General features: G+C 73.3%; 23 protein-coding genes. 6 read left to right on the top strand and 17 right to left on the bottom strand.

The features are described 5' to 3' along the window. Positions 1-202: 202 nt before the first annotated feature. A complete protein-coding gene (locus DOO78_RS01720) occupies positions 203-1468 on the bottom strand; it encodes a M16 family metallopeptidase (RefSeq protein WP_111467986.1) in 1266 nt (421 codons plus the stop codon). A 207-nt stretch (positions 1469-1675) separates the two neighbouring features. Then, the gene (gene ligD, locus DOO78_RS01715; protein WP_111467985.1) at positions 1676-3226 is read right to left on the bottom strand and encodes a non-homologous end-joining DNA ligase; all 1551 of its coding nucleotides are present in this window, start codon (positions 3224-3226) and stop codon (positions 1676-1678) included. Between the two features lie 151 nt (positions 3227-3377). Between ligD and DOO78_RS01710 the strand changes: the two genes are divergently transcribed. After that, positions 3378-4334: a TIGR03557 family F420-dependent LLM class oxidoreductase gene (locus DOO78_RS01710; protein ID WP_111467984.1), complete on the top strand. Its 957-nt coding sequence runs from the start codon at positions 3378-3380 to the stop codon at positions 4332-4334. A gap of 10 nt (positions 4335-4344) precedes the next feature. Here DOO78_RS01710 and DOO78_RS01705 read toward each other — a convergent pair whose 3' ends face one another. From DOO78_RS01705 to DOO78_RS01695, 3 genes are all read right to left on the bottom strand, one after another. Then, positions 4345-5193 carry an urea carboxylase-associated family protein gene (locus tag DOO78_RS01705; RefSeq protein WP_111467983.1) on the bottom strand — a complete coding sequence of 283 codons (849 nt, stop codon included), beginning with the start codon at positions 5191-5193 and terminating at the stop codon, positions 4345-4347. Positions 5194-5451: 258 nt separating this feature from the next. Next, positions 5452-6858, bottom strand: a complete 1407-nt coding sequence (gene thrC, locus DOO78_RS01700; RefSeq protein ID WP_111467982.1) for a threonine synthase — start codon at positions 6856-6858, stop codon at positions 5452-5454. 12 nt (positions 6859-6870) lie between these two features. Next, a complete protein-coding gene (locus tag DOO78_RS01695; RefSeq protein ID WP_207802756.1) occupies positions 6871-7566 on the bottom strand; it encodes a TetR/AcrR family transcriptional regulator in 696 nt (231 codons plus the stop codon). A gap of 96 nt (positions 7567-7662) precedes the next feature. Between DOO78_RS01695 and DOO78_RS01690 the strand changes: the two genes are divergently transcribed. From DOO78_RS01690 to DOO78_RS01670, 5 genes are all read left to right on the top strand, one after another. Continuing rightward, complete coding sequence (locus DOO78_RS01690) at positions 7663-9204, top strand: FAD-dependent monooxygenase (protein WP_111467980.1); 1542 nt, start codon at positions 7663-7665, stop codon at positions 9202-9204. Between the two features lie 149 nt (positions 9205-9353). Continuing rightward, positions 9354-10325, top strand: a complete 972-nt coding sequence (locus DOO78_RS01685; protein ID WP_111467979.1) for a tripartite tricarboxylate transporter substrate binding protein — start codon at positions 9354-9356, stop codon at positions 10323-10325. A gap of 21 nt (positions 10326-10346) precedes the next feature. Then, positions 10347-10952, top strand: a complete 606-nt coding sequence (locus DOO78_RS01680) for a DUF938 domain-containing protein (RefSeq protein WP_111467978.1) — start codon at positions 10347-10349, stop codon at positions 10950-10952. 36 nt (positions 10953-10988) lie between these two features. Continuing rightward, on the top strand, positions 10989-12581 hold the full coding sequence (locus DOO78_RS01675) for a GMC family oxidoreductase (RefSeq protein ID WP_111467977.1): 1593 nt from the start codon (positions 10989-10991) through the stop codon (positions 12579-12581). A 172-nt stretch (positions 12582-12753) separates the two neighbouring features. After that, complete coding sequence (locus DOO78_RS01670) at positions 12754-13506, top strand: SIR2 family NAD-dependent protein deacylase (RefSeq protein ID WP_207802755.1); 753 nt, start codon at positions 12754-12756, stop codon at positions 13504-13506. Positions 13507-13560: 54 nt separating this feature from the next. Here DOO78_RS01670 and DOO78_RS01665 read toward each other — a convergent pair whose 3' ends face one another. The 12 genes from DOO78_RS01665 to DOO78_RS01615 form a co-directional block, all read right to left on the bottom strand. Next, the gene (locus DOO78_RS01665; RefSeq protein WP_165838669.1) at positions 13561-15552 is read right to left on the bottom strand and encodes an HWE histidine kinase domain-containing protein; all 1992 of its coding nucleotides are present in this window, start codon (positions 15550-15552) and stop codon (positions 13561-13563) included. 215 nt (positions 15553-15767) lie between these two features. Then, the gene (locus DOO78_RS01660; RefSeq protein WP_111467975.1) at positions 15768-16559 is read right to left on the bottom strand and encodes a hypothetical protein; all 792 of its coding nucleotides are present in this window, start codon (positions 16557-16559) and stop codon (positions 15768-15770) included. Between the two features lie 63 nt (positions 16560-16622). Further along, positions 16623-18104 (bottom strand): carboxypeptidase M32, encoded by a 1482-nt coding sequence (locus tag DOO78_RS01655; RefSeq protein ID WP_111467974.1) that lies wholly within the window; start codon positions 18102-18104, stop codon positions 16623-16625. Continuing rightward, entirely contained in the window at positions 18088-18819 is a 732-nt protein-coding gene (locus DOO78_RS01650; RefSeq protein WP_111467973.1) for an SURF1 family protein, read from the bottom strand. The genes DOO78_RS01655 and DOO78_RS01650 overlap by 17 nt, the downstream gene beginning before the upstream one ends. After that, positions 18816-19187, bottom strand: a complete 372-nt coding sequence (locus tag DOO78_RS01645) for a DUF983 domain-containing protein (protein ID WP_243634300.1) — start codon at positions 19185-19187, stop codon at positions 18816-18818. The genes DOO78_RS01650 and DOO78_RS01645 overlap by 4 nt, the downstream gene beginning before the upstream one ends. 1 nt (position 19188) lies before the next feature. Next, the gene (locus DOO78_RS01640) at positions 19189-20034 is read right to left on the bottom strand and encodes a cytochrome c oxidase subunit 3 (protein WP_111467972.1); all 846 of its coding nucleotides are present in this window, start codon (positions 20032-20034) and stop codon (positions 19189-19191) included. A 138-nt stretch (positions 20035-20172) separates the two neighbouring features. After that, on the bottom strand, positions 20173-20802 hold the full coding sequence (locus tag DOO78_RS01635; protein ID WP_111467971.1) for a cytochrome c oxidase assembly protein: 630 nt from the start codon (positions 20800-20802) through the stop codon (positions 20173-20175). A 37-nt stretch (positions 20803-20839) separates the two neighbouring features. After that, positions 20840-20989, bottom strand: a complete 150-nt coding sequence (locus DOO78_RS27300; protein ID WP_165838641.1) for a hypothetical protein — start codon at positions 20987-20989, stop codon at positions 20840-20842. Positions 20990-21035: 46 nt separating this feature from the next. Continuing rightward, complete coding sequence (locus DOO78_RS01630) at positions 21036-21974, bottom strand: heme o synthase (RefSeq protein ID WP_111467970.1); 939 nt, start codon at positions 21972-21974, stop codon at positions 21036-21038. Positions 21975-22095: 121 nt separating this feature from the next. After that, positions 22096-23736, bottom strand: coding sequence for a cytochrome c oxidase subunit I (gene ctaD / locus DOO78_RS01625; RefSeq protein WP_111467969.1), 1641 nt, complete (start codon positions 23734-23736; stop codon positions 22096-22098). Between the two features lie 51 nt (positions 23737-23787). Next, positions 23788-24657 carry a cytochrome c oxidase subunit II gene (gene coxB, locus DOO78_RS01620; protein WP_111467968.1) on the bottom strand — a complete coding sequence of 290 codons (870 nt, stop codon included), beginning with the start codon at positions 24655-24657 and terminating at the stop codon, positions 23788-23790. Positions 24658-24879: 222 nt separating this feature from the next. Beyond that, complete coding sequence (locus DOO78_RS01615; RefSeq protein ID WP_207802754.1) at positions 24880-25206, bottom strand: ArsR/SmtB family transcription factor; 327 nt, start codon at positions 25204-25206, stop codon at positions 24880-24882. Between the last annotated feature and the right edge of the window lie 14 nt (positions 25207-25220).

Here is a 25220-nt window from a genome sequence, read left to right as displayed (position 1 = left end):
GGCCGGACCGGCCCTGGGGGCGCGGATATGCCATGCCCGGGCGGCGACGTCGCCCCGCCAGGGAGAGGGGGTGCGGAGGAGGCCGGAGGGCTCCCGCCGCGCCCGGCCCCACCTGCCGCGGCCCGGCCGCGAGGCGGCCACCCCTGGGCCAGGGGCGATCACCGCCCCCGCGGCGCCGGGCGGCGGCCGCCTGGGAAGCGGCTCAGGCCGCCAGCCGCTCGGCGATCTGCGGCAGGCCGGGCACCCGGCCCGCCGGGCCGAGCGCGGCCAGCGTCGGCGCCCCGCGGAAGGCGGCGCGCGCCGCCTCCTGCACCTCCTCGATGGTCACCGCGGCGATCTTCGCCTTGGTCTCCTCGATCGGGATGATGCGGCCATGCACCTGGATCTGCCGGGCGAGCTGCTCGGTGCGGCTGCCGGTGCTCTCGAGCGACATCAGCAGCGAGGCGCGGAGCTGCGCCTTGGCGCGGTCCAGCTCGTCCCGCGTCACGTCGGTCTGCACCTTGCGCAGCTCCTCGAGCGTCACGGGCACCAGCTCCTCCGCCTCCTTCTCGCCGGTGCCGGCATAGACGGCGAAGAGGCCGCCATCCTCGAAGGGATGCGCGAAGGAGTAGATCGAGTAGACCAGGCCGCGCTTCTCGCGGATCTCCTGGAACAGCCGCGAGGACATGCCGCCGCCGAGCAGGGTCGAGAGCAGCATCGAGGGATAGTGCAGCCGGTCCTTGTAGCCGGTGGAGGGGAAGCCGAGGACGATGTGCACCTGGTCGAGGTCGCGCTCCTCGCGGAACTCGCCGCCGACATAGCGCGCCGCCTCGGGCGGCGGCGGCGCCACCTGCGGCAGGTCGGCGAAGTGGCGCTGCACCAGATCGACCACCGCTTCGTGCTCCACGGCGCCGGCGGCGGCGATCACCATCCGCTCCGGCCCGTAATGGTGGCGCATGTAGCCCGTCAGCGCCTCGCGCTTCATGCCGCCGATCACCTCCTCGGTGCCGAGCGTCGGGCGGCCCATGGGCTGGCCGGGGAAGGCGGTGAGCTGGAAGTGGTCGAAGATGATGTCGTCCGGCGTGTCGTTCGCCTGGCCGATCTCCTGCAGGATGACGCCGCGCTCGCGCTCCAGCTCCTCCGGGACGAAGGTGCTGTGGGTAAGGATGTCGCCGATGATGTCGGCGGCGAGGCCGACATCCTCCTTCAGCACCTTGCAGTAATAGGCGGTGTTCTCGCGCGAGGTGTAGGCGTTCAGGTGGCCGCCGACATTCTCGATCTCGCGCGCGATGTCGGCGGCGCTGCGGCGGTCGGTGCCCTTGAAGGCCATGTGCTCGAGGAAGTGGGAGACGCCGTTCTCCGCCGCGCTCTCATGCCGGGTGCCGGCGGCGACATAGGCGCCGATCGAGACGGTCTCGACCCGCGGCATGGTCTCGGAGACGATGGTGAGGCCGCTGGGCAGGCGGGTCAGGCGGACGGCGTCGGACATTCGGGTTCCTCGGGCGGGGGACGGCCGGGCCCCCCTTGGGCCGACGGGAAGGGCCGGCGGGAGGGGTGGGCAAGCGGGAGCGGGCCGTCCGGACAGGCGTTGGCAGCCTTCCATCTAGGACGGATGCGCCGCCAATGCGACCGTTGCGCGCAGGCCGGGCGGTTATCCCTTTCGTCATCCGACCGGGGCGGCGTGGGGGGGGCGGGGTCAGGCGCCGGGGCGCGCCGCCGGCAGCGCCCGGGCCGCCGCCGCCAGCCCGGCCCAGGCATCCGGCCGGCGCAGCCGGGCGGCGGCGGTGGCGATGGTGAAGGCCCGCGGATCGAGCCGCGCCGTGACCTCCCGCCAGGCGAGCGGCATGGCGAGGGTCGCGCCGGGCCGGGCCCGCGGCGACCAGGCGGCGACCGCGGAGGCGCTGCGGTCGTTGCGCAGATAGTCGAGATAGATCCGGCCCCGGCGGGCCTCCTGGGCGGCCTCCGTCGTGAAGCGCTCCGGCGCCTCGGCGGCCAGCGACTCGCACAGCCCCTGGCAGAACGCCCGCACCGCCGCCCAGCCCGCCGCCGGCCGCAGCGGCACCACCAGATGCAGCCCCTTGCCACCGGTGGTCTTGCAGAAGGGCGCGAGGCCCTGCCCCCGCAGCCGTTCGCGCAGCACCTGCGCCGCCTCGACCACCCGGGCGAAGGGCAGGCCCTCATCCGGGTCGAGGTCGAAGACCAGCCGGTCGGGACGCTCGATATCGGCCGCGAGCGCGCCCCAGGGATGGATCTCCGTCACCCCCATCTGCGCCAGGGCGAGCAGCCCCTCGGGGCTGTCGACGCCGAGGCAGGGCCGCGCCTCGCCCGGCACCTCCAGCCGCCGGATGGCGGCGGGCAGGCCCGGCATCGGGTGCCGCTGGAAGAAGCGCTTGCCCTCGATCCCGTCCGGGGTGCGGACCAGGGAGAGCGGCCGGCCGGCGATCTGCGGCAGCAGCCGCGGCGCGGCGGCGGCATAGTAATCGGCGAGGTCCTGCTTGGTGATCCCTTCCGCCGGCCAGAGCGGCTTCTCCGGATGGGTCAGGCGCGGCGCGGCCGGGCCGGCACGGCGCCCGGCGGAGGCCGACGGCGCCGGCTCCGACCGTCGCGGCGGCGCGGCCTGGCGCTTGGCCGCCGCGCGCCGCTTCGCGGCCGGCTGGCCGCCGGCGATCTCCTCCATGCTGCGGCCCGTGGCAACGGAGGTCAGCGCCGCCTCCACCAGCCCCCCGCCCTCGCCCGGCCGCGCCTCGGCATCGCGGCGCTTGATCAGCAGCCATTGCGGCTGCCGCTCGCGCGGCCGCGGCTTCATGCGCACGAGGTCCCAGCCGCCGCGCAGGCGCTCGCCCTGCAGGATGAATTTCAGGTTGCCCGCCTCCAGCGCCGCCGCGGGGTCGGCCACCTCCGGCGCCGGCTCCCAGCGCCCCTCGTCCCAGAGCATCACCGTGCCGGCGCCATAGCCTTCCGCGATGACGCCCTCGAAGCTGCGGTAGTCGATCGGATGGTCCTCGACCTCCACGGCGAGGCGCTTCTCCGCCGGGTCGAGCGAGGGGCCGCGGGTCACCGCCCAGGATTTCAGCACCCCATCCAACTCGAGCCGGAGATCGAAATGCAGCCGCGAGGCGGCGTGCTTCTGCACGACGAAGCGGCCCCCTCGGCCCTCCGCCGGCCTGGGCGCCGCCCCCGGCGGCTCGGCGGTGCGGGCGAAGTCGCGTTTCGCGCGGTAGCGGCTGAGCGGGTCCGGCCGGGTCATGGCGCCCCCACAACGTCCGTCCCGGCGGGCGGTTCGGGCCGCCCCGCCGGCCCGCATCCCGGCCGCGGCGGCCCGATGCCGCCGCGGCCGGCGCTGCGACCATTCGCCGCCGCCCCGCGTTGCCGACGCTCTGCCGACGGAGCCCCGACCGATGACCCATTTCGGCTACAAGCTGATGTCCGAGGAGCACGGGCCGAAGGACCTCGTGCGCAACCTGCAGCGGGCCGAGCAGGCCGGCTTCGACCTCGCCGCCATCTCCGACCATTTCTCGCCCTGGATCGAGGAGCAGGGGCATGCGCCGCTCGCCTGGTCGGTGCTCGGGGCGCTGGCCCAGGCGACCACGCGCATCGGGCTGATGACCGCCGTCACCTGCCCGATCATGCGCTACCACCCGGCCATCATCGCCCAGGGCGCGGCGACCGTCGCGCTGCTGAGCGACGACCGCTTCACCCTCGGCCTCGGCGCCGGCGAGCGGCTGAACGAGCATGTCGCCGGCCAGGGCTGGCCCGGCATCGGCGAGCGGCACGAGCGGCTGTCGGAGGCCATCGACATCATCCAGGGCCTGCTCTCGGGCGAGCTCAGCAACTATCGCGGCCAGTATTTCAGCCTCGACCAGGCGAAGCTCTACGACCGGCCGCAGCGCAAGGTGCCGGTCGCGGTCGCCGCCGGCGGGCCGGAGGCGGCGCGGCTGGCCGGGCGCAAGGGCGACGGGCTGGTGGCGACCGAGCCGAAGCGCGAGCTGATCGAGGCCTTCCGCGAGGCCGGCGGCAGCGGCCCCTGCTATGCCGAGGTGTCGCTCTGCTGGGCAAAGACCGAGGCCGAGGCGCAGCAGACCGCGCATCGCTACTTCCGCTGGTCGGTCACCGGCTGGCCGGTGCAGGCGGAGCTGCCGACGACGCGCGGCTTCGAGGCGGCCTCGCGCCACATCACGCCGGAGGTGGTGGCGCAGCAGGTGAGCTGCGGCCCCTCGGCGGACCGCCACCTGGAGAGCATCTCGAAATACGTCGAGGCCGGCTTCGACCACATCATCCTGACCCAGGTCGGGCCGCAGCAGGAGGAGTTCATCGCCGTCTTCGAGCGCGACCTCGCGCCGAAGCTGCGGCGCTGAGCCGGCGCCCTCAGCGCGCCCAGGGGGGCGGCGCCAGCCGCAGCCCATGGCCGCCGCGATAGGCGGCGCGCCGCGGCGGCGACCAGCCCGCGAGCAGCGCGGGGTCGAGGCGATGCACCTCGACCCCGAGCGGCCGGCACACCTCCAGCGGGTCGCGCGCCTCCGGCCCCCAGAGCGGCACCGAGAGATCGCCGCCCGGGCAGGTGGAGAGGGCACAGAGCAGATCGATCTCGGCGAAGAATTCCAGGTAGTCGCCCGCCTGCGCCGGGCTCGCCCGCATGAAGTACAGGTCGTCCTGGTTGAGGCCGGTGCACTGGAACACGTTCAGCACGTCGTGCACGTCGAACTCGGTCAGGCCGAAGGGCAGCACCGCCCGGGTCAGGTTGGAGTGGCAGCAGAAATCGAAGCTCTCGCCGCTCAGCATCTGGTTCACATAGGGGTCGCAGCGGGTGCCGAGCAGGTCGTGGACCCGCCCGCCGTATTCGTCGATGCCGTAGCCGGCGAGGCTGTCGGCGGTGATGGTCACCATCGGCCGCAGGAAGGGCAGCGTCGACCACAACCGGTCATGGGTGCTGACATGCGCGCCCTGGAGCTGCCGGGTGCGCGAGGCCCAAAAGCGCTCGCGCGGGTCCTCCGCGTTCCACAGGTTGAGGTCGCCGACCTGCGGCCCCTCCACCGCGACGATGCGGAAGACATGCCCGGCCGGCACCCGCCAGGCGCGGCCGGTGCGGATCGGGATGGTGAATTGCTCGACCAGGCTGCGGCCGGCGGTCTCGGCGGCGATGCGGTCGTAGAAGGCCGCATCGAGGGCGAGGGCACCGCCCTGGCTGGCCTGATAGGCGGCGGGATGGTCCTTCATGCCTCGGCTCCTGCATGTGGCCGCGCCAGGCCGCGGGCGGCGCGGGGCAGCCGCGCCGCGACCAGCGCCTCGACGCGGCGGGCCAGTCCCGCCGCCGCCGCTGCAACGCAGCAGCAGGCGGTCGGAGCATGATCGCCCGAGGTGGAAACACCTCGAGTGGCAACACGCGAACGGGCGAAGACGCTCCGGAAACGGAAGGCCGGAGCATTCGCCGTGAAGGCGGGCGAACGGAGACTGCTCCAGTCGGTTGCCGTCGGGTCAGCCCCGGTTGCGGCGGGTATGCGCCCGGACGAAATCCTCGACCGCGTCGAGCTCGGCCGGCAGCACCGAGAACCGCTCCTCGCGCGCCGGCAGGTCGGCGAGGCGCGGCGGCAGGGGCGGGCGCTGGCCGGTCGCGCGCGCCACCGCATCGGGGAATTTCGCCGGATGCGCCGTCGCGGCCACCACCACCGGGATGGCGGGATCGCGCGGCGCCGCCGCCCGGGCGGCGGCGGTGCCGATCGCGGTATGCGGGTCGGCGAGGTAGCCGGCGCGGTCCCAGAGATGCCGGATCTCGGCCAGCGTCGCCTCGTCATCGAGCGCGACGCCGCGGAACAGCTCGGTGGCCCGCCGCCAGGCGGCCTCCGGCACCGGCATGCGGCCCTCGGCGCGGAAGCGGCGCATGGTCTCGGCGGTCGCCGCGGCGTCGCGGCCGAGCAGCTCGAAGAGCAGGCGCTCGAAATTCGAGCTCACCTGGATGTCCATGCTCGGCGAGAGGCTCGGCTCGACGCCCTTCACCGACATGTCGTTGGCGGCGAGGAAGCGGGCCAGGATGTCGTTGCGGTTCGAGCCGACGATCAGCCGCTCCACCGGCAGCCCCATCTCGCGCACCGCCCAGGCGGCCAGCACATTGCCGAAATTGCCGGTCGGCACGCTGAAGGCCACCGGCCGGTCCGGCGCGCCGAGCGAGAGGGCGGCATAGGCGTAATAGGGGATCTGCGCCGCGATCCGCGCCCAGTTGATGGAGTTCACCGCGGCCAGCCGCATCTCCTGCCGGAAGGGCGCGTCGTTGAACATCGCCTTCACCAGGTCCTGGCAGTCGTCGAAGCTGCCCCGGACGGCGAGGTTGGCGACGTTGCCGGCGAGCACGGTCGTCATCTGCCGCCGCTGCACCTCGCTCGTCCGCCCCTCGGGGTGGAGGATGACGATGTCGATGGCGTCGCGGTCGCGGCAGGCCTCGATCGCCGCCGAGCCGGTATCGCCCGAGGTGGCGCCGACGATGGTGATCCGCTCGCCGCGCCGCGCCAGCACCTGGTCGAAGAGCCGCCCGAGCAGCTGCATCGCCATGTCCTTGAAGGCGAGCGTCGGCCCGTGGAACAGCTCCAGGATGAAGCTGCGGTGGTCGAGCTGCACCAGCGGCGCCACCGCCGGGCTGCCGAAGCCGGCATAGGCGGCCTCGGTGAGGCCGAGCAGCGTCGCCGGGGTCAGCGCCTCGCCGATAAAGGGCTGCATCAGCCGCGCCGCCAGCTCGGGATAGGGCAGGCCGCGCAGCGCACGCCATTCGGCCGGCGACAGGACGGGCCAGGTCGCCGGCAGGAACAGCCCGCCATCCTCGGCGAGGCCGGCCAGCAGGACGCCTTCGAAGTCGCGGGGCGCGGCCTGGCCGCGGGTGCTGAGATAGAGCATGGGGGGCGCAACCTAGAGCAGAGTGCCCGGGTCGGGAACGCCCAGCTCGGGAACGCCCGGCTGGGGGAGGAACAGCAGGTCGAGCTGGGCCGCGAAGACCGCCTCCGGGTCCATCGGCTCGCCCTCGGCGAAGAAGCCGTTCCACAGCACCGCCAGCAGCACCGGCGCGACCAGAAGCTGCGGGTGCCGCAGCAGCGCCTCGCCGCGCAGCTCGCCCCGCACCGCGGCCAGCCGGGCCAGGGCGCGGATCGCGGCGAGGCCGGGGACGATGACGATGCGCCGGTACATCGCCGCCACCTCGGGCAGGCGCCCGGCCTCGGCCAGCACCAGACGGATCACCGCGGCACGGCGGGAGGCCTCCATCTCCCGCAGCACCGGGCCGAGGCCCCGGCGCAGCGTCTCGCGCACCGGCTCGCCCGGCGCGGGGGCGGCGGCGGCGAGGCCGGCCAGGGGGGCGCCGATCGCCGCCTGCAGCACCCCCTCGAACAGCGCCGCCTTGTCGGCGAAATGCAGGTAGAGCGTACCCTTCCCGAGGCCTGCCCGGGCCGCGACATCGGCCATGCGCGTCGCCGCGAAGCCCTGGGCGAGGAAGACGTCGAGCGCCGCCGCCAGGATCGCCTGGCGGGTGCGGGCGGTGCGCTCCGGGCTCGGGCGGCGGGCGCGGCGGGGCGGCGGCGGGTCGGGCAGCGGGTCGGGCAAATCAGGCACCAGGGCGGGCTCCCGGAAACGTGCGATGAATGACTGACCCATTGGTCAGTTTTATCGGCATAACCCTCGTCTCCAGGCCCGTCCAGGGAGCAGCCGATGTCCGAGACCGAGATCCTCATCGCCGGCGCCGGCCCGACCGGCCTCGTGCTCGCCCTCTCCCTCGCCCGGCGCGGCATCGCCTGCCGCATCCTCGACCGGGCGGCGGGCCCGGGCGAGGCCTCGCGCGCCATGGTGGTGCAGGCCCGCACGTTGGAATTCTACCGCGCCCTCGGCCTCGCCGAGCGGGTCGTCGCCGGCGGCGTGCCGGTCGAGGCGGTCCACCTCATCGAGGCCGGGGCGGAGGCCGCGCGCCTCCCGCTGCGGGATTTCGGCGCCGGGCTCAGCCCCTATCCCTTCGCCCTCGCCTTCCCGCAGGACGACCATGAGCGCCTGCTCGTGGCGGCGCTGCAGCAGGCGGGCCTCGCGGTGGAATGGGGCACCGAGCTCACCGGCTTCACCGAGACGCCGGAGGGCGTCACCGCCACGCTGCGCCGCGACGGGGCCGAGACCACATGCCGCGCCGCCTGGCTCTGCGGCTGCGACGGCGCCCATAGCCGGGTGCGGGAGACGCTCGGCCTCGGCTTCGCGGGCGGCACCTATGCGCAGCTTTTCTATGTCTGCGACGCCCGCATCGAGGGCACCTTCCAGCGCGACCTCTTCATCCATCTCGCGGATCGGGGCCTGGCCCTGATGCTGCCGGTGCGCAGCCGCGGCGTGCAGCGGCTGATCGGCGTGGTGCCGCCTGCCCTGGCCGGGCGCGCGGGGCTCGGCTTCGAGGATATCCGCGCCGAGGTCGAGGCGCTGCTCGGCATCCGCGTCGCGGCGGTGAACTGGTTCTCCACCTACCACGTGCACCACCGCGTCGCGGCGCAGTTCCGCCGCGGGCGCGCCTTCCTCGCCGGCGATGCCGGCCATATCCACAGCCCGGCCGGCGGCCAGGGCATGAACACCGGCATCGGCGATGCGGTGAACCTCGCCTGGAAGCTGGCGGAGGTGGTGCGCGGCCGGGCCCCGCCGGCGCTGCTCGACAGCTACGAGGACGAGCGCATCCCCTTCGCCCGCCAGCTCGTCGCCACCACCGACCGCGCCTTCCGCGGCGCGGTGGCCGGCGGGCTCGGCGGCCGGCTGCTGCGGCGCTGGCTGCTGCCGCATCTGCTGCCGCTCGTCGCCAGCACCGGCGCCGGGCGGCACGCCTTCTTCCGCATCCTGTCGCAGATCCGCATCGCCTATCCCGACAGCGCCCTCAGCGAGGGGCGGGCCGGCGGCATCGCGGGCGGCGAGCGGCTGCCCTGGCTGGGGGAGGTGGATAATTTCGCCCCGCTCGACGGGCGGTCCTGGCGGGTGCAGATCCATGGCGCGGTCCGCCCCGGCTACGCCGCGGCGCTCGCCGCCCAGGGCCTGCCGCTCGATGCCTGGCCCTGGACCGAGGCCGCCGGGCAGGCCGGGTTCCACCGCGACGCCGCCTATCTGCTGCGGCCGGACGGGCATGTCGGCCTCGCCGATCCGGCGCAGGATGCCGGGCGCCTCGCGGCTTATGCGGCGCGCCACGGGCTGCGCTTCGGTGCCGCCACGGCAGCGCCGGCGGCGACCCTGGAATGAGCGCGGGTGCCGTATCAGATGTAGCGTGACCGCGTGCGGCGGACTCGCCGGACAGCGTCGATCACGCGACCACACACGGGCCTCGGCCGTTGCCTTGCGCGCATGCGGACAGCTCCCGCCCAGGCGCCCGTTTGCGCCGGAGATTCCCGATGCGCCGCCGCCATGCCCTGGCTCTGCTGCTCCTGCCCGGCCTCGCCGCCGCGCAGGCGACCGATCCGCCGCGCCGCGGCAACGGCCCGATCCGGCTCATCGTCCCCTTCGCCCCCGGCGGCGGCGTCGACACGGCCGCGCGCATCCTCGCCCCGCCGCTCGCCGATGCGCTCGGCCGCGCCATCCTGATCGAGAACCGACCAGGCGGCCGCGGCATCCCGGGGGCGGAGGCGCTGATGCATGCCGCGCCGGATGGCCGCACCCTCGGCCTGACCAACACCGCGCCGCTCGGCATGGCGCCGCTGGTCGACCGGCCGCCCTATGACAGCGACCGCGACTTCACCCATGTCGCCCTCATCGCCGAGACCCCGAGCGTGCTGCTGGTGCCCGCCGGCAGCCGCTTCGCCGGCTTCGAGCCCTGGCTGCGCGCGGCGCAGAGCTGGCGGCGCGGCCTGACCTATGGCAGCCCGGCGCTCGGCAGCCTGCAGCACCTGCAGGGGGAGATGCTGGCGAAGGCGACGGGCGCGCAGCTCACCCATATCGCCTACCGTGGCACCGCCGCGGCGATGCAGGACCTGGTCAACGACCAGGTGGACAGCCTGATCGCGCCGCTGGCGAGCGCCATGCCGGCCTTGCAGGCGGGGCGGGTTCGGGCCCTGGCGGTCAGCGGCCCGGTCCCCGGGCGGCTGGCCGATGTGCCGAGCTTCGCCGCGCTCGGCCTCCCGCAGCTGACGGCCACCGCCTGGACCGGGCTGAGCGGGCCGCGGGACCTGCCGCCGGATCTGGTCGTGCAGCTCAATCGCGCGGTGAACCGCGTCGTCGCCCTGCCGCAGGTGGCGGAGGCGCTGCGGGCGGCCGGGCTGACCCCGCCGCCGCAGCCGCTCGACGCCGAGGATTACCGCCGCCTCGTCGCGGATTTCCAGCGGGCCTGGCGGCCGGTGGTCGAGGCCGCCGGCATGGCGGCGCGATAGCGCCGGGGGCATGCTCGGCGGATGACCAATGCCCGCCGCCACGCCCCCGCGACGCAGCGCAACCGCGACCCGATCCTCGCCGTCCTCCGCCGGGTGCTGCCGGCGCGCGGCCTGGTGCTGGAGGTCTCGAGCGGCACCGGCGAGCATGCGGTGCATGTCGCCGCTGCCCTGCCCGGCCTGGTTTGGCAGCCGAGCGACCCGGACCCCGCCGCCCGCGCCAGCATCGCCGCCTGGGCCGGCGAAGCGCGGCTGCCCAACCTGCGGCCGCCGCTCGCCCTCGACGCCGCGGCACCGGACTGGCCGCTCGACCGTGCCGATGCGGTGGTCTGCATCAACATGCTCCATATCGCCCCCTGGGCGGCGGGGCTCGGCCTCTTGCGCGGCGCCGCGCGGCTGCTGCCGACGGGCGGTCCGCTCATCCTCTACGGTCCCTACCGGCAGGGCGGGCGGCACACCGCGCCCTCCAACGCCGCCTTCGATGCCAGCCTGCGGGCGCAGGACCCGGACTGGGGCCTGCGCGACCTGGAGGCGGTGGCGGAGGCCGCGGCGGCGGCGGGCTTCGGCGCGCCGGAGATCATCGCGATGCCGGCGAACAACCTCGCCCTCACCTTCCGCCGCGCCGCCTGATGCGCCACCCTGGCGGCCAGGGAGAGACGCCAGGCTATGGAAGAGACCGACTACCTCGTCATCGGCGGCGGCTCGGCCGGCTGCGTGGTCGCGGCCCGGCTGGGCGAGAGCGGCGCCCGGGTGACGCTGCTGGAGGCGGGGCCGAAGGACCGGCATCCCTGGATCCACATCCCGGCCGGCATGATCAAGCTGCTGCAGAACCAGAAGCTGGTGAACTGGGGCTACACCACCGAGGCGGAGGCGGCGACCCAGGGCCGCGAGATCCGCTGGCCGCGCGGCCGCACCCTCGGCGGCTCCTCCTCCATCAACGGCATGCTCTATGTCCGCGGCAACCCGGCGGATTTCGACATCTGGGCGCAGATGGGCTGCCGCGGCTGGTCTTATGACGAGGTGCTGCCCTTCTTCCGCCGCAGCGAGCACTACGTCCAGGGCGGCGACCCGGCCTATCGCGGCCGGGGCGGCCCGTTGCAGGTGGAGGACTACCGCACCATCCTCCCCCTCACCCACCGCTTCATCGAGGCGGCGCAGCAGGCCGGGCACCCCTTCCGCCGCGACCTGAACGGGCAGGAGCAGGAGGGCGTCGGCTATTCGCAGATGACCCGCATCGGCCGCTGGCGCGGCTCGACCGCCCGCACCTTCCTCGCCCGGGCCAGGGGCAAGGTGCGCGTCGAGACCGAGGCGCAGGCGAGCCGGCTGCTCTTCGACGGGCGGCGCTGCATCGGCGCGGAATACCGCCAGCACGGGGCGCTGAAGCGGATCCGGGCGCGGCGCGAGGTCATCCTCTCGGGCGGCGCGGTGAACTCGCCGCACCTGCTGCAACTGTCGGGCCTCGGCCCGGCGGCGCATCTGCAAGGCCTCGGCATCGAAGTGGTGCAGGACATGCCGCAGGTCGGCGCCAACCTGCAGGACCACTACGTCTCCCGCGTGCAGCACCGGGTGAAGGACAGCCTCAGCACCAACCAGCTCGCGCATGGGCTGCGGCTCGCCGGCGAGGTGGCGCGCTTCTTCGCCCTCGGCCGCGGCGCGCTCACCTTCGGCGTCACCACCGCGCAGGTCTTCGCCCGCAGCCGCGAGGGGCTGGCCAGCCCCGACCTGCAATTGCTGTTCACGCCGGCGAGCTACGCGCTCGGCCAGTTCGGCGTGCTGGAGACGGCGCCCGGCATGACCTGCGCCATCTGCCCGGTGAAGCCCGACAGCCGCGGCACGGTGATGGCGACCTCGCCCGATCCCTTCGCCCGGCCGGCGATCCGCCCGAACTACCTCTCGGCCCCCGGCGACCAGCGGCTGCTCGCCGAGGGCATCCGCATGGTGCGGCGGATCTTCGCCCAGCCCGCCATCGCCCGCCACAGCGTCGAGGAGACGCTGCCCGGCCCGGGCGTCGCCTCGGAGGCGGAGATGCTCGCCTTCAACCGGCAGTACGGCACCACCATCTACCACCCCGTCGGCACCTGCCGCATGGGCGAGGACCCGGCGAGCGTGGTGGACAGCCGGCTCCGGCTGCGCGGCATCGCCGGGCTCCGGGTCGCCGATGCCTCGGTCATGCCGACCCTGACCACGGGCAACACCAATGCCCCGACCATCATGATCGGCGAGAAGGCCGCGGCGATGATCCTGGAGGATGCGGCCTGATACCGGCCTGCATCGATGGCGGCGCATCGATGCTCTCATGCGCCGGCGCCGCTTGCAGCGGCTTGGCTACGCCACACTGGTGGCGGCGCCCTTCGGGGCCTCGGACCGGGCAGAGGACCGGTCCGTCGGGATCAGAGGGCGTCGCTTCCTCTTCGCAGGAGTTCGGCACGTGTTGAACCGCCAGATCGAGCAGCTGCGGGACATGATCGAGGGCGCCCGCCGCATCGTCGTCTTCACCGGCGCCGGGATCAGCACGGAATCCGGCATCCCCGACTACCGCAGCCCGGGCACCGGCACCTGGGAGAAGATGAAGCCGATCTACTTCCAGGAATTCCTCGCCTCACCGGCGGCGCGGCGGGAGGCCTGGCGGCGGCGCTTCGAGAGCGACGCCACCATGCGCGCCGCCGAGCCCAACCGTGGCCACCGCGCCATCGCCCGGCTGGTGCGCGAGGGCAAGGTCCGCGACGTCATCACCCAGAACATCGATGGCCTGCACCAGGCCTCCGGCGTGCCGGAGGCGCAGGTGATCGAGCTGCACGGCAACACCACCTACGCCACCTGCCTCGCCTGCGGGCTGCGGCACGAGATCGCCGACATCCACGCGGCCTTCGCCCAGACGGATGCGGTGCCGGATTGCCGCGGTTGCGGCGGGCTGCTGAAGACCGCGACGGTCAGCTTCGGCCAGGCCATGCCGCAGGAGCCCATGCGGCGTGCCCGCGAGGCGGTGCTGGCGGCCGATCTCTGCCTCGTCCTCGGCTCCTCCCTCCTCGTCTATCCGGCGGCCGGCTTCCCGGAGATGGCCAAGCGCAACGGCGCCGGTCTGGTCATCGTCAACCGGCAGGAGACCGGGCTCGACGACATCGCCGACCTCGTCCTGCATGCGGGGATCGGCGAGGTGCTCGGCGGCGCCGTCGGGGTGAACTGATACGGACGGCCGTCATGCCGCTGGTATGATCCCGGCCCGCGCCGCCGGCCGCCGTCACAGGGCGATCGGGTCGGGGACGGCGGCGGCCGCCACCACCCGGGCCACCGGCAGCTCGATCCGGCCGACCAGCCCCTCGGGGTCCCAGCACAGCTCGAGCCTGCCGCCGAGCTGACGGGTCACCGTGCCCTGCAGCACGCGGGTGCCGAAGCCGCAATTGCCGGGCGGCGCCTCGACGGCCGGCCCGCCCCGCTCGCGCCAGGTCAGGGTGAGGGTCTCCATGGCCGGGCCGGCCCAGCCCCAGTCCAGCAGCAGCCGGCCATTGGGCTGGGACAGGGCGCCGTACTTCATCGCATTGGTCGCCAGCTCGTGGATCGCCATGGCCAGCGGCTGCACCGCCGTCGCGGCAATGGTCACCGGCGGCCCCTGCAGCACCGCCCGCGGCTCGCCCTGCCTGGCGCAGAGGAAGGGCGCCAGCTCGCCCCGCAGCAGCGCCTCGAGGGCCGCGCCGTGCCACTGGGTGTTGGAGAGCAGGGTGAGCGCCTGGGCCAGCGCGCCGATCCGCCCATCCACCTCGCGCACGAAGCTCTCGATATCCGGCGCCCGGGTCAGCCGCAGCGCGGCGCGGGTGGTGGCGAGGGCGTTCTTGGCCCGGTGGTCCACCTCCCGCATCAGCAGGTCGCGCCGGCGTTCCGCCTCCCGCTGCTCGGCGATGTCCTGCACCAGCACCACCACCCGACCGGACGAGCCGGGCAGCGGCGCGGTGGAGAGCCGCACCGGCAGGCGCGAGCCGTCCGGGCGGAGGAACTCGGTCTCGTAGGGGTCCCACCAGCCGCGCGCCCGCGCCTCCGCCCGCGCCCGCTCGTCGAGCGCCCGCTGCCCGGGCGGGGTGGTGCCCAGCAGGTCCCAGGGGCCGGCCTCGAACTGCGCCCGGCTGCTGCCGGTCATCTCCAGCAGCCGGTCATTGGCCGCCAGGGTCTCGCCGGTGACCGCATCGAAGATCGCCATCCCGATGGCACGGCTCTCGAAGACGCCGCGGAAGCGGGCCTCCGCCGCCTGCCGCGCCTCGGCCGCGGCCCGCTCGACCACGGCGCGGCGCAGCGCCGCCTCGGCCGCCATCGCCGCCCGGGCCTGGCGCAGCGCGAGCAGGGCGACGAGCAGCAGGATCAGCGCCGCCGCCGCGGCCACCATGCCATAGGCGAACAGGTTGGTCCGCCAGCGCTGCAGCAGCGCCGCGGTATCGGCGCCGAAGAAGACGTAGACCGGCCAGTTGCCGACCTGCGCATAGGCGCAGACGCGCGGGCCGCCCTCCGTGTCGAGGCGGCCGGTGAGGAGGCCGCGCCGGCTGCCGGCGGCGATCTGGCGCATCAGCGCGCTCCCGGCCTCGAGGCGCTCCTGCTCGGCGGCCGGGCCCGGCTCGCGCACCAGGATGGCGCCATCGGCCCGCAGCATGCCGGCGACATGCCGGAAGGGCGGCGCGGCCTCGGCATAGAAGCGGGCGAAGTAGTCCGGGCTCAGCGCGACATGGATCGTGCCCGCGAAGGCGCCCGTGGCCTTCGAGCGCCGGCGGCTGATGGCGAAGGAGGCGATGCCGGTCGCGCGCCCGACGAAGGCGGCGCTGACATAGGCGCCGGCATCCGGCCGCTCCCGATGCGCCTGGAAGAAGTCGCGGTCGGCGATGGAGGCGGCAGGGTCCCAAGGCCCGCTGCCGGCGCGGACACGGCCCTCGGCATCGGTCACCCAGATCGAGACCACCTGGTCCAGCGCCCGCTCCGTGGCCCGCAGGAAGGCGCTGGTCTCGGGCGCGGCGATCCGCGCCGCATCCATGTCCCGCAGGTGCTCGGCGACCCGGGCGAGGATGAGGTCGGCGCTGTCGAGCACCTTCGCCGCCTGCTCCTGCATGACCGCGGCGGTGCGCTGGACCGTCTCCGCCCCCTCCTGCAGCACCTCGCCGCAATTCCACCACGCCGCCATGGCGAAGAGCAGGGCGGGCACGGCGAGCGCTGCGGCCAGGACCGCCTGCTGCAGGCGGAGGGTCGTCGCGGTCACCCATCCCTCTGCCGGTCCGGCCCCGGGCCGGACGACGCGCCGGCCCGGGGCCGCATGGCGGCCGCGGAGAGCGGGATCTGACCGGGGGCCGGCTGCATCGGGGCGATATCTCGAGTCGATTTCGCAACCAATACCGCCGGCCTGCGCCTCCATCCAGATGAAAATTCCGGCTCGAAGCCCGTGCCCAGGGCCCGTGCCCATGGCCCGCCGGCGCCTCAGCCGAGCTGGCGGGGCCGCCAGATCGCCGCATGCTCCACCAGGGCGATGGGCCGGCCCGCGCCGGTCACCACCTGCACCACGAGCTCGACGATCCGATGCCCCTTGCGCTCGCCATTGGCCGTGACCCGGGCGCGCGCCACCAGGCTCTCGCCGATCCGGGCCGCCGCCAGGTTGCGCACCCGGCTGCCGGTATGGATCCAGGGGCCCAGCACCACATTCTGCACCAGGGCCTGGTTGCACAGACGCAGCACCATGCCGGGATGCACGAGCCCGGCCTCGGCATAGAGCGGGCTGGTCTCCCGCACCGCCGCCAGATAGGCGGCCGCCGCCGCGGGCGTGACCTCGAGCGGGGCGGTGCCGAGGACGGTGCCCGGCGCCAGGCTCGCCTCGCTCGCCGGCGGCCGCTCGGCGGGCGGCGCGCGCCAGGGCGGGGTCTCGGGGGCGGCGGAGGGCGCCCCGGCGGCGGGCGGCAGCGCCGCATGTCCCGTGGCGCAGATCGTCTCCCCCCGCCGGACGGTCAGCGCCAGCCCCTCGGCCGCCTCCACCGCTTCGACCTCGACCAGCTCCTCGTCATGCACCGGCGAGAGGAAGCGGCAATCCGCGGTGCCGCGCTCCAGCCAGTCGCGGCCCCAGCGCTCGACGGCCGGGTGGCAGGCATAGGCATAGACCTCGACGCCGGGCACCAGGGCGCCGCGGAAGCCGAAGCGGCGGGCCACGGCGTCGTCATGGATCTTGTTCTCGGACTGCGCCGACAGGTTGTGGGCGCGCACCGCGTAACGCATGGCCATGGCAGTTCCTCCGTCGCCACAGCCTGTCCCCTGCCCCGGCCGGCGGCAAGCCGGCCGCCGGGCTCATTGCAGGTAGCGGGCGCGGAGATGCGCGGTGAAATCCGCCGGGTCGAGCGGCTTGCCCGTCGCGTGGCGCAGCAGGTCCTGGAAGCCGAGGCGCGCCCCCTGGCCGTGCACCTTCTCGCGCAGCCAGCCCATCAGCGGCTGCATCTCGCCCCGGGCCAGCGCCGCGTCGATCTCCGGCCGGTCGCGCCGCGCCGCGCGCATGAGCTGCGCCGCCGCCATGGCGCCGAGGGTGTAGCTCGGGAAATAGCCGAAGGCGCCGTCATGCCAGTGGATGTCCTGCAGGCAGCCCTGCGCGTCGTCCGGCGGGGTGATGCCGAGCAGCCCGTGCAGCCCCTCGTTCCAGGCGGCGGGCAGGTCGGCGACGGCGAGCCGGCCCTCGATCAATGCCCGCTCGAGCCGGAAGCGGAGGATGACATGCGCCGGATAGGTCAGCTCGTCGGCATCGACGCGGATGAAGCCGCGCCCGACCCGGCGCCACTGCGCGGCGAGGTTCGGCACGGAATACAGCGCCGGATCGCCGCCGAAGGCACGGTGCAGCTCGCCGCCGAGGAAGCCGAGGAAGGCGTCGGAGCGGCAGGCCTGCATCTCGACGATCAGGCTCTGGCTCTCATGCGCCGCCATGCCGGCGGCCTCGCCCACCGGCTGGCGCGCCCAGGCGGCGGGCAGGCCGCGCTCGTACTGGGCGTGGCCGGTCTCGTGCAGCACGCCCATCAGCGCCTTGGCGACATCCGCCTCGGCATAGAAGGTGGTCAGGCGGATATCGGTGGGCGTGCCGCCGCAGAAGGGGTGCAGGCTCTCGTCCAGCCGGGCATGGGCGTAGTCGAGGCCAACCCGCTCCGACAGGGCGCGGCAGAGCGCGCGCTGCCGCTCCACCGGGAAGGGGCCGGGCAGCGGCACCGGCGCCGGGCGGCGGGCCTGGATCGCCTCGGCCTGCGGCAGGGCCTCGCGCAGGAAGGCCTCGTAGGCGGCGAAGACCGGCTCCAGCTCGGCCGCGGTGACGCCGCGCTGGTAGCCCTCCATCAGCGCGTCATAGGGATCGAGGCCGAGCGCGGCGGCGAGCGCGGCCGCCATCTCCCGCTGCAGCCGCACCACCTCCTCCAGCCGCGGCCGGACCATGGCGAAGTCGGCCGCTGCCTTGGCCTCCCGCCAGCGGGCCTCGCAGGCGCTGTTGGCGATCGCCATCGCCTCGACCAGCGCGGTGGGCAGCGCCGCGGCGCGGGCATGGGCGCGGCGCATCAGGGCGAGGTTCGGCGCATCCCACGCGCCCCCGGCCGTGGCGGCGGCGAGGTCGTCCCCCACCTCCGGCGCGGTGAGCAGGTCATGGGCGAGGCCGGCGAGCGCCGCGAGCTGCTCGCCGCGCGCCGCGGCGCCGCCCGGCGGCATCATCGCGCTGGCATCCCAGTGCAGCATGGATTGCGCCTCGCCGAGCAGGGCGATGCGGGCGAAGCGGGCCTTCAGGCGGTCATAGGCGGCGGTCATCGGCGGTCTCGCAGGCAGAATCGGGCGCCCCCGGCCCGGTGGCGGGACGCCGCAGCAGGAAGGCGATGGTGACGCCGACCAGCGCCGCGGCCAAGCCGTACCAGGTGATGGCATAGCCGAGATGCGGGTTGTTCGGCCGCGGCAGGCTGCGCGCGGCGGCTGGCAGGACATGCGGCGGGGTGCCGGGGGGCGCCAGCGCCACCAGGCCGAAGGGCGCCGGCGGCGGCAGGCCGAGCGCCGCGCCGATCGCCGCCGGATCGAGCAGGTAGAAGCGGCGCGCCGCCGGGTCGTCGCGCGGCGAGTTCCAGTCGCGCTCGTCCGGGGCGCGGACATAGCCGGTGACGGTCACCTCGCCCGCGGGCCGGTCGATGCCCTGGCTGCGCTCCACCGGCACCCAGCCGCGATCGACCAGCAGCGGCGGCGCCCCGGGGCGCAGCAGCGGCGTCAGCAGATGCGCGCCCATGGTGGTGCCGCGCAGCTCGACGCCGAGCAGCCCCTCCCGCCCATGGTCGAACTGGCCGGTGGCGCTGACCTTGGCGAAGGGGGCGGGCACCGCCGCGCCGAGCGGCTGCGCCGGCCCCGCCTCCGCCGCTGCGATGCTGGCGAGCAGCCCGGTCTTCCAGTGCAGCCGCCGCACCTGCCAAGTGCCGAGGCCGAGCAGCACGGCGAGCAGGGGCAGCGCGAGCAGCACCAGCGCCCAGCGGCGCAGGGTCATGCCGAGATCCGCAGCCGGTGCCGGTACTGCAGCGCCACCAGCAGGGCCTTGGCCAGCCGCATCACCAGCAGCGCGAGCGGCAGCACGATGACCGGCCAGAGCACCGCATGCAGCCAGAGCGGCGGCTGGTACTTCGCATCCACCACCAGCGCCGCGATCACCGCCAGCGCGCCGACGATGAAGATGCCGGCCATGGCCGGGCCGTCGCCGGCATCATGCGCCCGCAGGTCCAGGCCGCATTCCGGGCAGGTGTCGCGCACCGTCAGCAGCCCGGAAAAGAGCGGGCCGCTGCCGCAGCGCGGACAGCGGCCCAGCAGGACGGCCGGCACCAGCGGGGCGGCCCGATCCCGGGCCGAACCCGCCGTCACCTCAATGCTCCATGATGTCGCCGGCACCCCAGAGGTAGATGCAGACGAAAAGGAACAGCCAGACAACGTCGACGAAGTGCCAGTACCAGGCCGCGGCCTCGAAGCCGAAATGCCGCTCCGGCGTGAAGGCGCCGCGCGAGGCCCGGATCAGGCAGACGAGGAGGAAGGTGGTGCCGACCAGCACGTGGAAGCCGTGGAAGCCGGTGGCGAGGAAGAAGGTCGAGGGATAGATGCCGCCGGTGAAGGCGAAGGGCGCCTCGGAATACTCGATCACCTGGAAGGTGGTGAAGGAGATGCCGAGCAGCACGGTGAGCGCCAGGCCGGCGATCAGGCCCTTGCGGTCGTTGTGCAGCAGCGAATGGTGCGCCCAGGTGACCGTGCAGCCCGAGAGCAGCAGGATCATGGTGTTCAGGAAGGGCAGGCCGAAGGGATCGAAGGTATGGATGCCCTGGGGCGGCCACACCGCCTCCGCCGCGCCGGAGACGTGCTGCGGGTAGAGGGCGAAATGGAAATAGGCCCAGAAGAAGGCGACGAAGAACATCACCTCGGAGGCGATGAACAGCGCCATGCCGTAGCGCAGGCCGATGCGCACCACCGGGGTGTGCATGCCGGGCGTCCGCGCCTCCCGGATCACGTCGCGCCACCAGAAGAACATGGTGGCGAGCACGCTGGCGACGCCGAGATAGAGCATCCAGTGGATGCCGTAATGCGACAGCAGAACGATCCCGAGCACGAAGGCGCCGCCCGCGAAGGCGCCGGCCAGCGGCCAGGGCGAGGGATCGACCAGGTGGTAGGGGTGCTTGTGCAGCGGCGCGGGCTCCGCCGCGAGATCCGTGGTGCTGGCCATGTCTCGTCCTGGTTCGATCCTGTCAGGCGCCGCGCTGCGAGGCGGCATCGCCGATGCTGGGCATCAATTCCGAAATCCCGGCCCCGATCAAGCCCGCCCCGACCGGGCGCGGCGGGGGCGCCGGGCGGCGGGAGCGGCTCATGGCGTGGCGCGCGGCGCGGCGCCGACATGCGGCGCGGCGCTCGCCAGGGCGCCCGAGCGCTCGGCGTCGTCGAGGCTGCGGAAGAAGGTGTAGTTGATGGTGATGGTGCGGATGTCGCGCGTCACCGGGTCCGCGGCCATCTTCGGGTCCACCCAGAAGGTGATCGGCATGTCCACCTGCTGCCCCGGCTCGAGCGTCTGCTGATTGAAGCAGAAGCAGGCGGTCTTGTGGAAATACTTGCCCACCACCTCCGGCGTGACGTTGTAGGTGGCGACGCCGGTGACCGGCTCGGCGGCGAGGTTGGCCGCCTTGTAGAAGGCCATCCCCTCCTCGCCCAGATGCAGCCGCATTGGCCCCTGGTCCGGCGCGAAGCGCCAGGGCAGGCCGGGATGGGTGTTGGCGTTGAAGCGGATGGTGACCTGCTGCGCCGCGGCGCCCGGCGCCGCCGGACCGCCCACCTGCACCGTGCCGTTGTAGCCGGTGGCGCGGCAGAACATGTCGTAGAGCGGCACCGAGGCGAAGGCGAGGCCGACCATGCCGCAGACGAAGGCGCCGACGCCGATCGCCATGCGGCGGTTGCGGCGGCGAAGCGTGGCGGCGCGGGACTCCGGACTGATCTGGGTCATGGCTCGCAGGGAACGGGATCGCGGGGATCGGGCACGGTCAGCCGCGCAGCACGCGGGCTGTGCTGATGAAGAAGAACAGGATGACGAGGGCGATCAGCACGCCCAGCACGGCCCAGTTCTTCTGCCGGCGCCGCCGCTCGAAATCGGCGCGCTGCTCCGGCGTCATGCCGGCCTGCGCGGCTGGCATGGCAAGGCCCTCGGGCGCCGGCGGCCTGGCTCGGGACGGGGCGGCCTCATCCGAGCAGCACCCGGTCGACCGCCAGAGCGATGAAGAGCAGGCCGAGATAGGAGAGCGAGTAGCGGAAGGCCTTCCTGGCCGGCGCGTCGCCGGTCAGGCTGCGCCCCGCCGCATCCTGGCGGTCGCGCCAGACGGCGAGGGCATGCCCGAGGAAGACGATGCCGAGCAGCGCCGCCACCGCGGCATAGACCCAGCCGGCGAAGCCGAGCAGCACCGGCGTCAGCGTCAGCGGCAGCAGCAGCAGGGTGTAGAGCAGCACCTGCCGCCGGGTCTCGCGCGCGCCATGGGTGACCGGCAGCATCGGCACGCCGACCCGCTCGTAATCGGCATGCGCGAAGAGGCTGAGGGCCCAGAAATGCGGCGGGGTCCAGAAGAAGATGATGGCGAAGAGCAGCAGCGGCTCGAGCGTCACGCCGCCGGTCACCGCCGCCCAGCCGATCACCGGCGGGAAGGCGCCGGCGGCGCCGCCGATGACGATGTTCTGGCTGGTCCGGCGCTTCAGCCACATGGTGTAGACGAAGACGTAGAAGCCGATCGAGAGCGCCAGCACCCCGGCGGCCACCCAGTTGGTCGCCAGGCCGAGGATGATGACCGAGGCGGCGGCGAGCGCCACGCCATAGGCCAGCGCCGCCCCCGGCTCGATCCGGCCGGCCGGGATGGGGCGGGCCGCGGTGCGCTTCATCCGCGCGTCGATGTCGCGGTCGTACCACATGTTGATCGCGCCCGCGGCGCCGGCGCCGAGCGCGATGCAGAGCACGGTGGCGATGGCGAGCGCCGGCGGCAGGCGGCCCGGCGCCACCAGCATCCCGACCAGGCCCGTCAGCACGACGAGCGAGATGACCCGGGGCTTCAGCAGCGTCACCCAGTCGCGGACCTCGGACAGGTCCTGTGGGATGACGGCATCCGAGGCGGAGGAAAGGGTCACGTCACTCATGATCGCGGGTCTGGGCCTTGTACCAGGGGGATGCCATGCCCCGGGGGAGGGAAAGAGGCATGGCGAAACCTGTGGTCATAGGTAAGGGCGCCGGGGCACGCGGCCCCGGCGCGGCCACGCCTCAACGGACGTGCGGCAGTTCCTCGAAGGTGTGGAAGGGCGGCGGGCTGCTCACCTGCCACTCGAGCGTGGTCGCGCCCGGGCCCCAGTAGTTGTCCGCCAGATGCTCCTTCGAGGTGAAGGTGCGGTAGCAGACGTAGAAGAACACCAGCATCGAGGCCGCGGCGATGTAGGAGCCGATGGAGGAAACCATGTTCCAGCCCCAGAAGGCGTCCGGGTAGTCCGGGTAGCGCCGCGGCATGCCTTGGGCACCGAGGAAGTGCTGCGGGAAGAAGATCAGGTTGGCGCCGATGAACAGCATCCAGAAATGCACCTTGCCCCAGAACTCGGGGTAGGGCTTCCCGCTCATCTTGCCGATCCAGTAGTAGAAGCCGGCGAAGATCGAGAAGACGGCGCCGAGGCTGAGCACGTAGTGGAAATGCGCCACCACGTAATAGGTGTTGTGCAGCACCACGTCGGCGCCGGCATTGGCCAGCTTCACGCCGGTGACGCCGCCGAGGGTGAAGAGGAAGATGAAGCCGATCGCCCAGAGCATCGGCACCCGCATCTGGATCGAGCCGCCCCACATGGTGGCGATCCAGGAGAAGATCTTCACGCCGGTCGGCACCGCGATCACCATCGTCGCCGCCATGAAGTAGGCGCGGGTGTCGACGTCGATGCCGCTGGTGAACATGTGGTGGGCCCAGACGATGAAGCCCACCACGCCGATCGCCACCATGGCGTAGGCCATGCCGAGATAGCCGAAGACCGGCTTGCGGCTGAAGGTCGAGACGATGTGGCTGATGATCCCGAAGCCCGGCAGGATCATGATGTAGACTTCGGGGTGGCCGAAGAACCAGAACAGGTGCTGGAACAGCACCGGGTCGCCGCCGCCCTCGGGCTTGAAGAAGGCCGTGCCGAAGTTGCGGTCGGTGATCAGCATGGTGATCACGCCGGCGAGCACCGGCACCGCGAGCAGCAGCAGGAAGGCGGTGACCAGCATCGACCAGACGAACAGCGGCATCTTGTGCAGGGTCATGCCCGGCGCGCGCATGTTGAAGATGGTCGTGATGAAATTGGCCGCGCCCATGATCGAGCTGGCGCCCGCGAGGTGCAGCGCGAACAGCGCCAGGTCCATCGAGGCGCTCGGGTGGTACTCGTTGCTCGAGAGCGGGGTGTAGATCGTCCAGCCCGCGCCGGCGCCCTCGCCGACGAAGGGCGAGGCGGCGAGCAGCATGAAGGCCGGCACCAGCAGCCAGAAGCTGATGTTGTTCATGCGCGGGAAGGCCATGTCCGGCGCGCCGATCATGATCGGCACGAACCAGTTGCCGAACCCACCGATCAGCGCCGGCATCACCACGAAGAAGACCATGATCAGGCCATGGGCGCTGACCACGGAGTTCCAGAGCTGGCCGTCCGAGAAGTACTGCAGGCCGGGATTCTGCAGCTCAAGCCGCATCACCACGGACAGCAGCACGCCGATGACCGCGGCGAAGACCGAGAAGATCAGGTAGAGGGTGCCGATGTCCTTGTGGTTCGTGCTGAAGAACCAGCGCGCCACGAAGCCGGGCGCGTGGTCGTGGTGCTCGTCGTGCCCGTGCCCATGCGCATCTCCGTGCGCGGCATGCGGGTCGTGGGCTTCTCTGTCAGTCGCGGTCGCCATGGATCCGTCCCGCCTGGAGGTCGATCGTCGTGGTCAGTCCTGCCGCCGGGCTCACCGGGGCAGGGCTGCGAGTTGCTGTGCCGGGGCCGCCGTGGCCAGCGGGGCCGGGGCGCCATCCGCCTGGGCATACTTGGTCTTGGCCTGCGCGACCCAGGCCTCGAATTCGGCCTGCGGCACCGCATGCACCTGGATCGGCATGAACCAGTGGTTCGTGCCACAGATCTGGTTGCACTGGCCGTAGAAGGTTCCCGGCCGGTCGGCCTTGAACCAGGTCTCCAGCGTGCGGCCGGGGATGGTGTATTTCTGCACGCCGAGCGAGGGCACGAAGAAGCTGTGGATCACGTCCTGGCCGGTCGTCAGCACCCGCACGGTCGCGCCCACCGGGATCACCAGCGGCTCGTCCACCGCCAGGTTGCGCGGCTGGCCGGGCTTCAGCTCCTCATCCGCCAGGGGCCGGCTGTCGAAGGCGAAGTTGCCGTTGTCCGGATAGGCGTAGTGCCAGTACCACTGCCGGCCCTGGACGTTGATCGTCAGGTCGGCGTCGTGCGCCCGGTCCTCATAGTAGATGAGGCGGAAGGACGGGATCGCGATCACCACCAGGATCAGCACCGGCACCACCGTCCAGGCGATCTCGATGATGGTGTTGTGGCTGGTGCGCGACGGCGTCGGGTTGGCCGACTCGCGGAAGCGGAACACCACATAGGCCAGCAGCACCAGCACGAAGGCGGTGATGGCGATGATGATCCACAGCACCAGCGTGTTGAAGTCGTGGATGGCCTCCTTCACCGGGCCCGCCGCCGGCTGCAGGCCGAGCCCCCAGGGGGCCGGCTGGCCGACGCCGGCCTCGGGCCCCGAGCCCTGCGCCAGGGCCGTGCCGATGAGGGAAGACGCCCCGAAGAGGCCGGCCAGTGCGAGCCGCATTGCGAGCCCCGATGCCTTAGCGAACCATCGCCCGTTCACACGTCGCTTCCCATTCCCGTCCGGGCCGGCGACCCGCGCCGCCCTGTCGCTTACCTGCCGGCCGCGAAGCGGCCGGCGCGTCACGCCGCCAGGGGCAGAACAGACGCGGCCGGACCATAAGTCCCGGCATGGTCCTGCACAAGTGAGGCGCCGCCGGCCGGCAGCAAGGCCGGCCCGTCGCCGTCAGCCGCCGGTCTCCGCCTCGGCATCGACCTCGGCGACATGATCGACCATGTCCGACAGCATGGATCGGATATGCTCGTCCTGGACGGCGTAGAAGACCTGCCGGCCACGCCGATCCGCCTGCAGCAGCCGCGCCGCGCGCAGCAGCCGCAGGTGATGCGAGACCAGCGAGGCGGAGATGCCGAGCCGGTCCGCCATCTCGCCCACCGCGGCAGGCGCGTCGAGGCAGGCGAGAATGATCCGCAGCCGCGTCGGGTCGCTCATCAGGCGGAACATCTCCGCCAGCTCCACCACCTGGTCGTCGCCGATCCTCGGCCGTCCGCGCATCATCCCCATCCTGG

The organism is Roseicella frigidaeris (genome assembly GCF_003258945.1).
GTDB classification, from domain to species: domain Bacteria; phylum Pseudomonadota; class Alphaproteobacteria; order Acetobacterales; family Acetobacteraceae; genus Paracraurococcus; species Paracraurococcus frigidaeris.
This window is presented reverse-complemented; position numbering and strand designations above follow the sequence as displayed.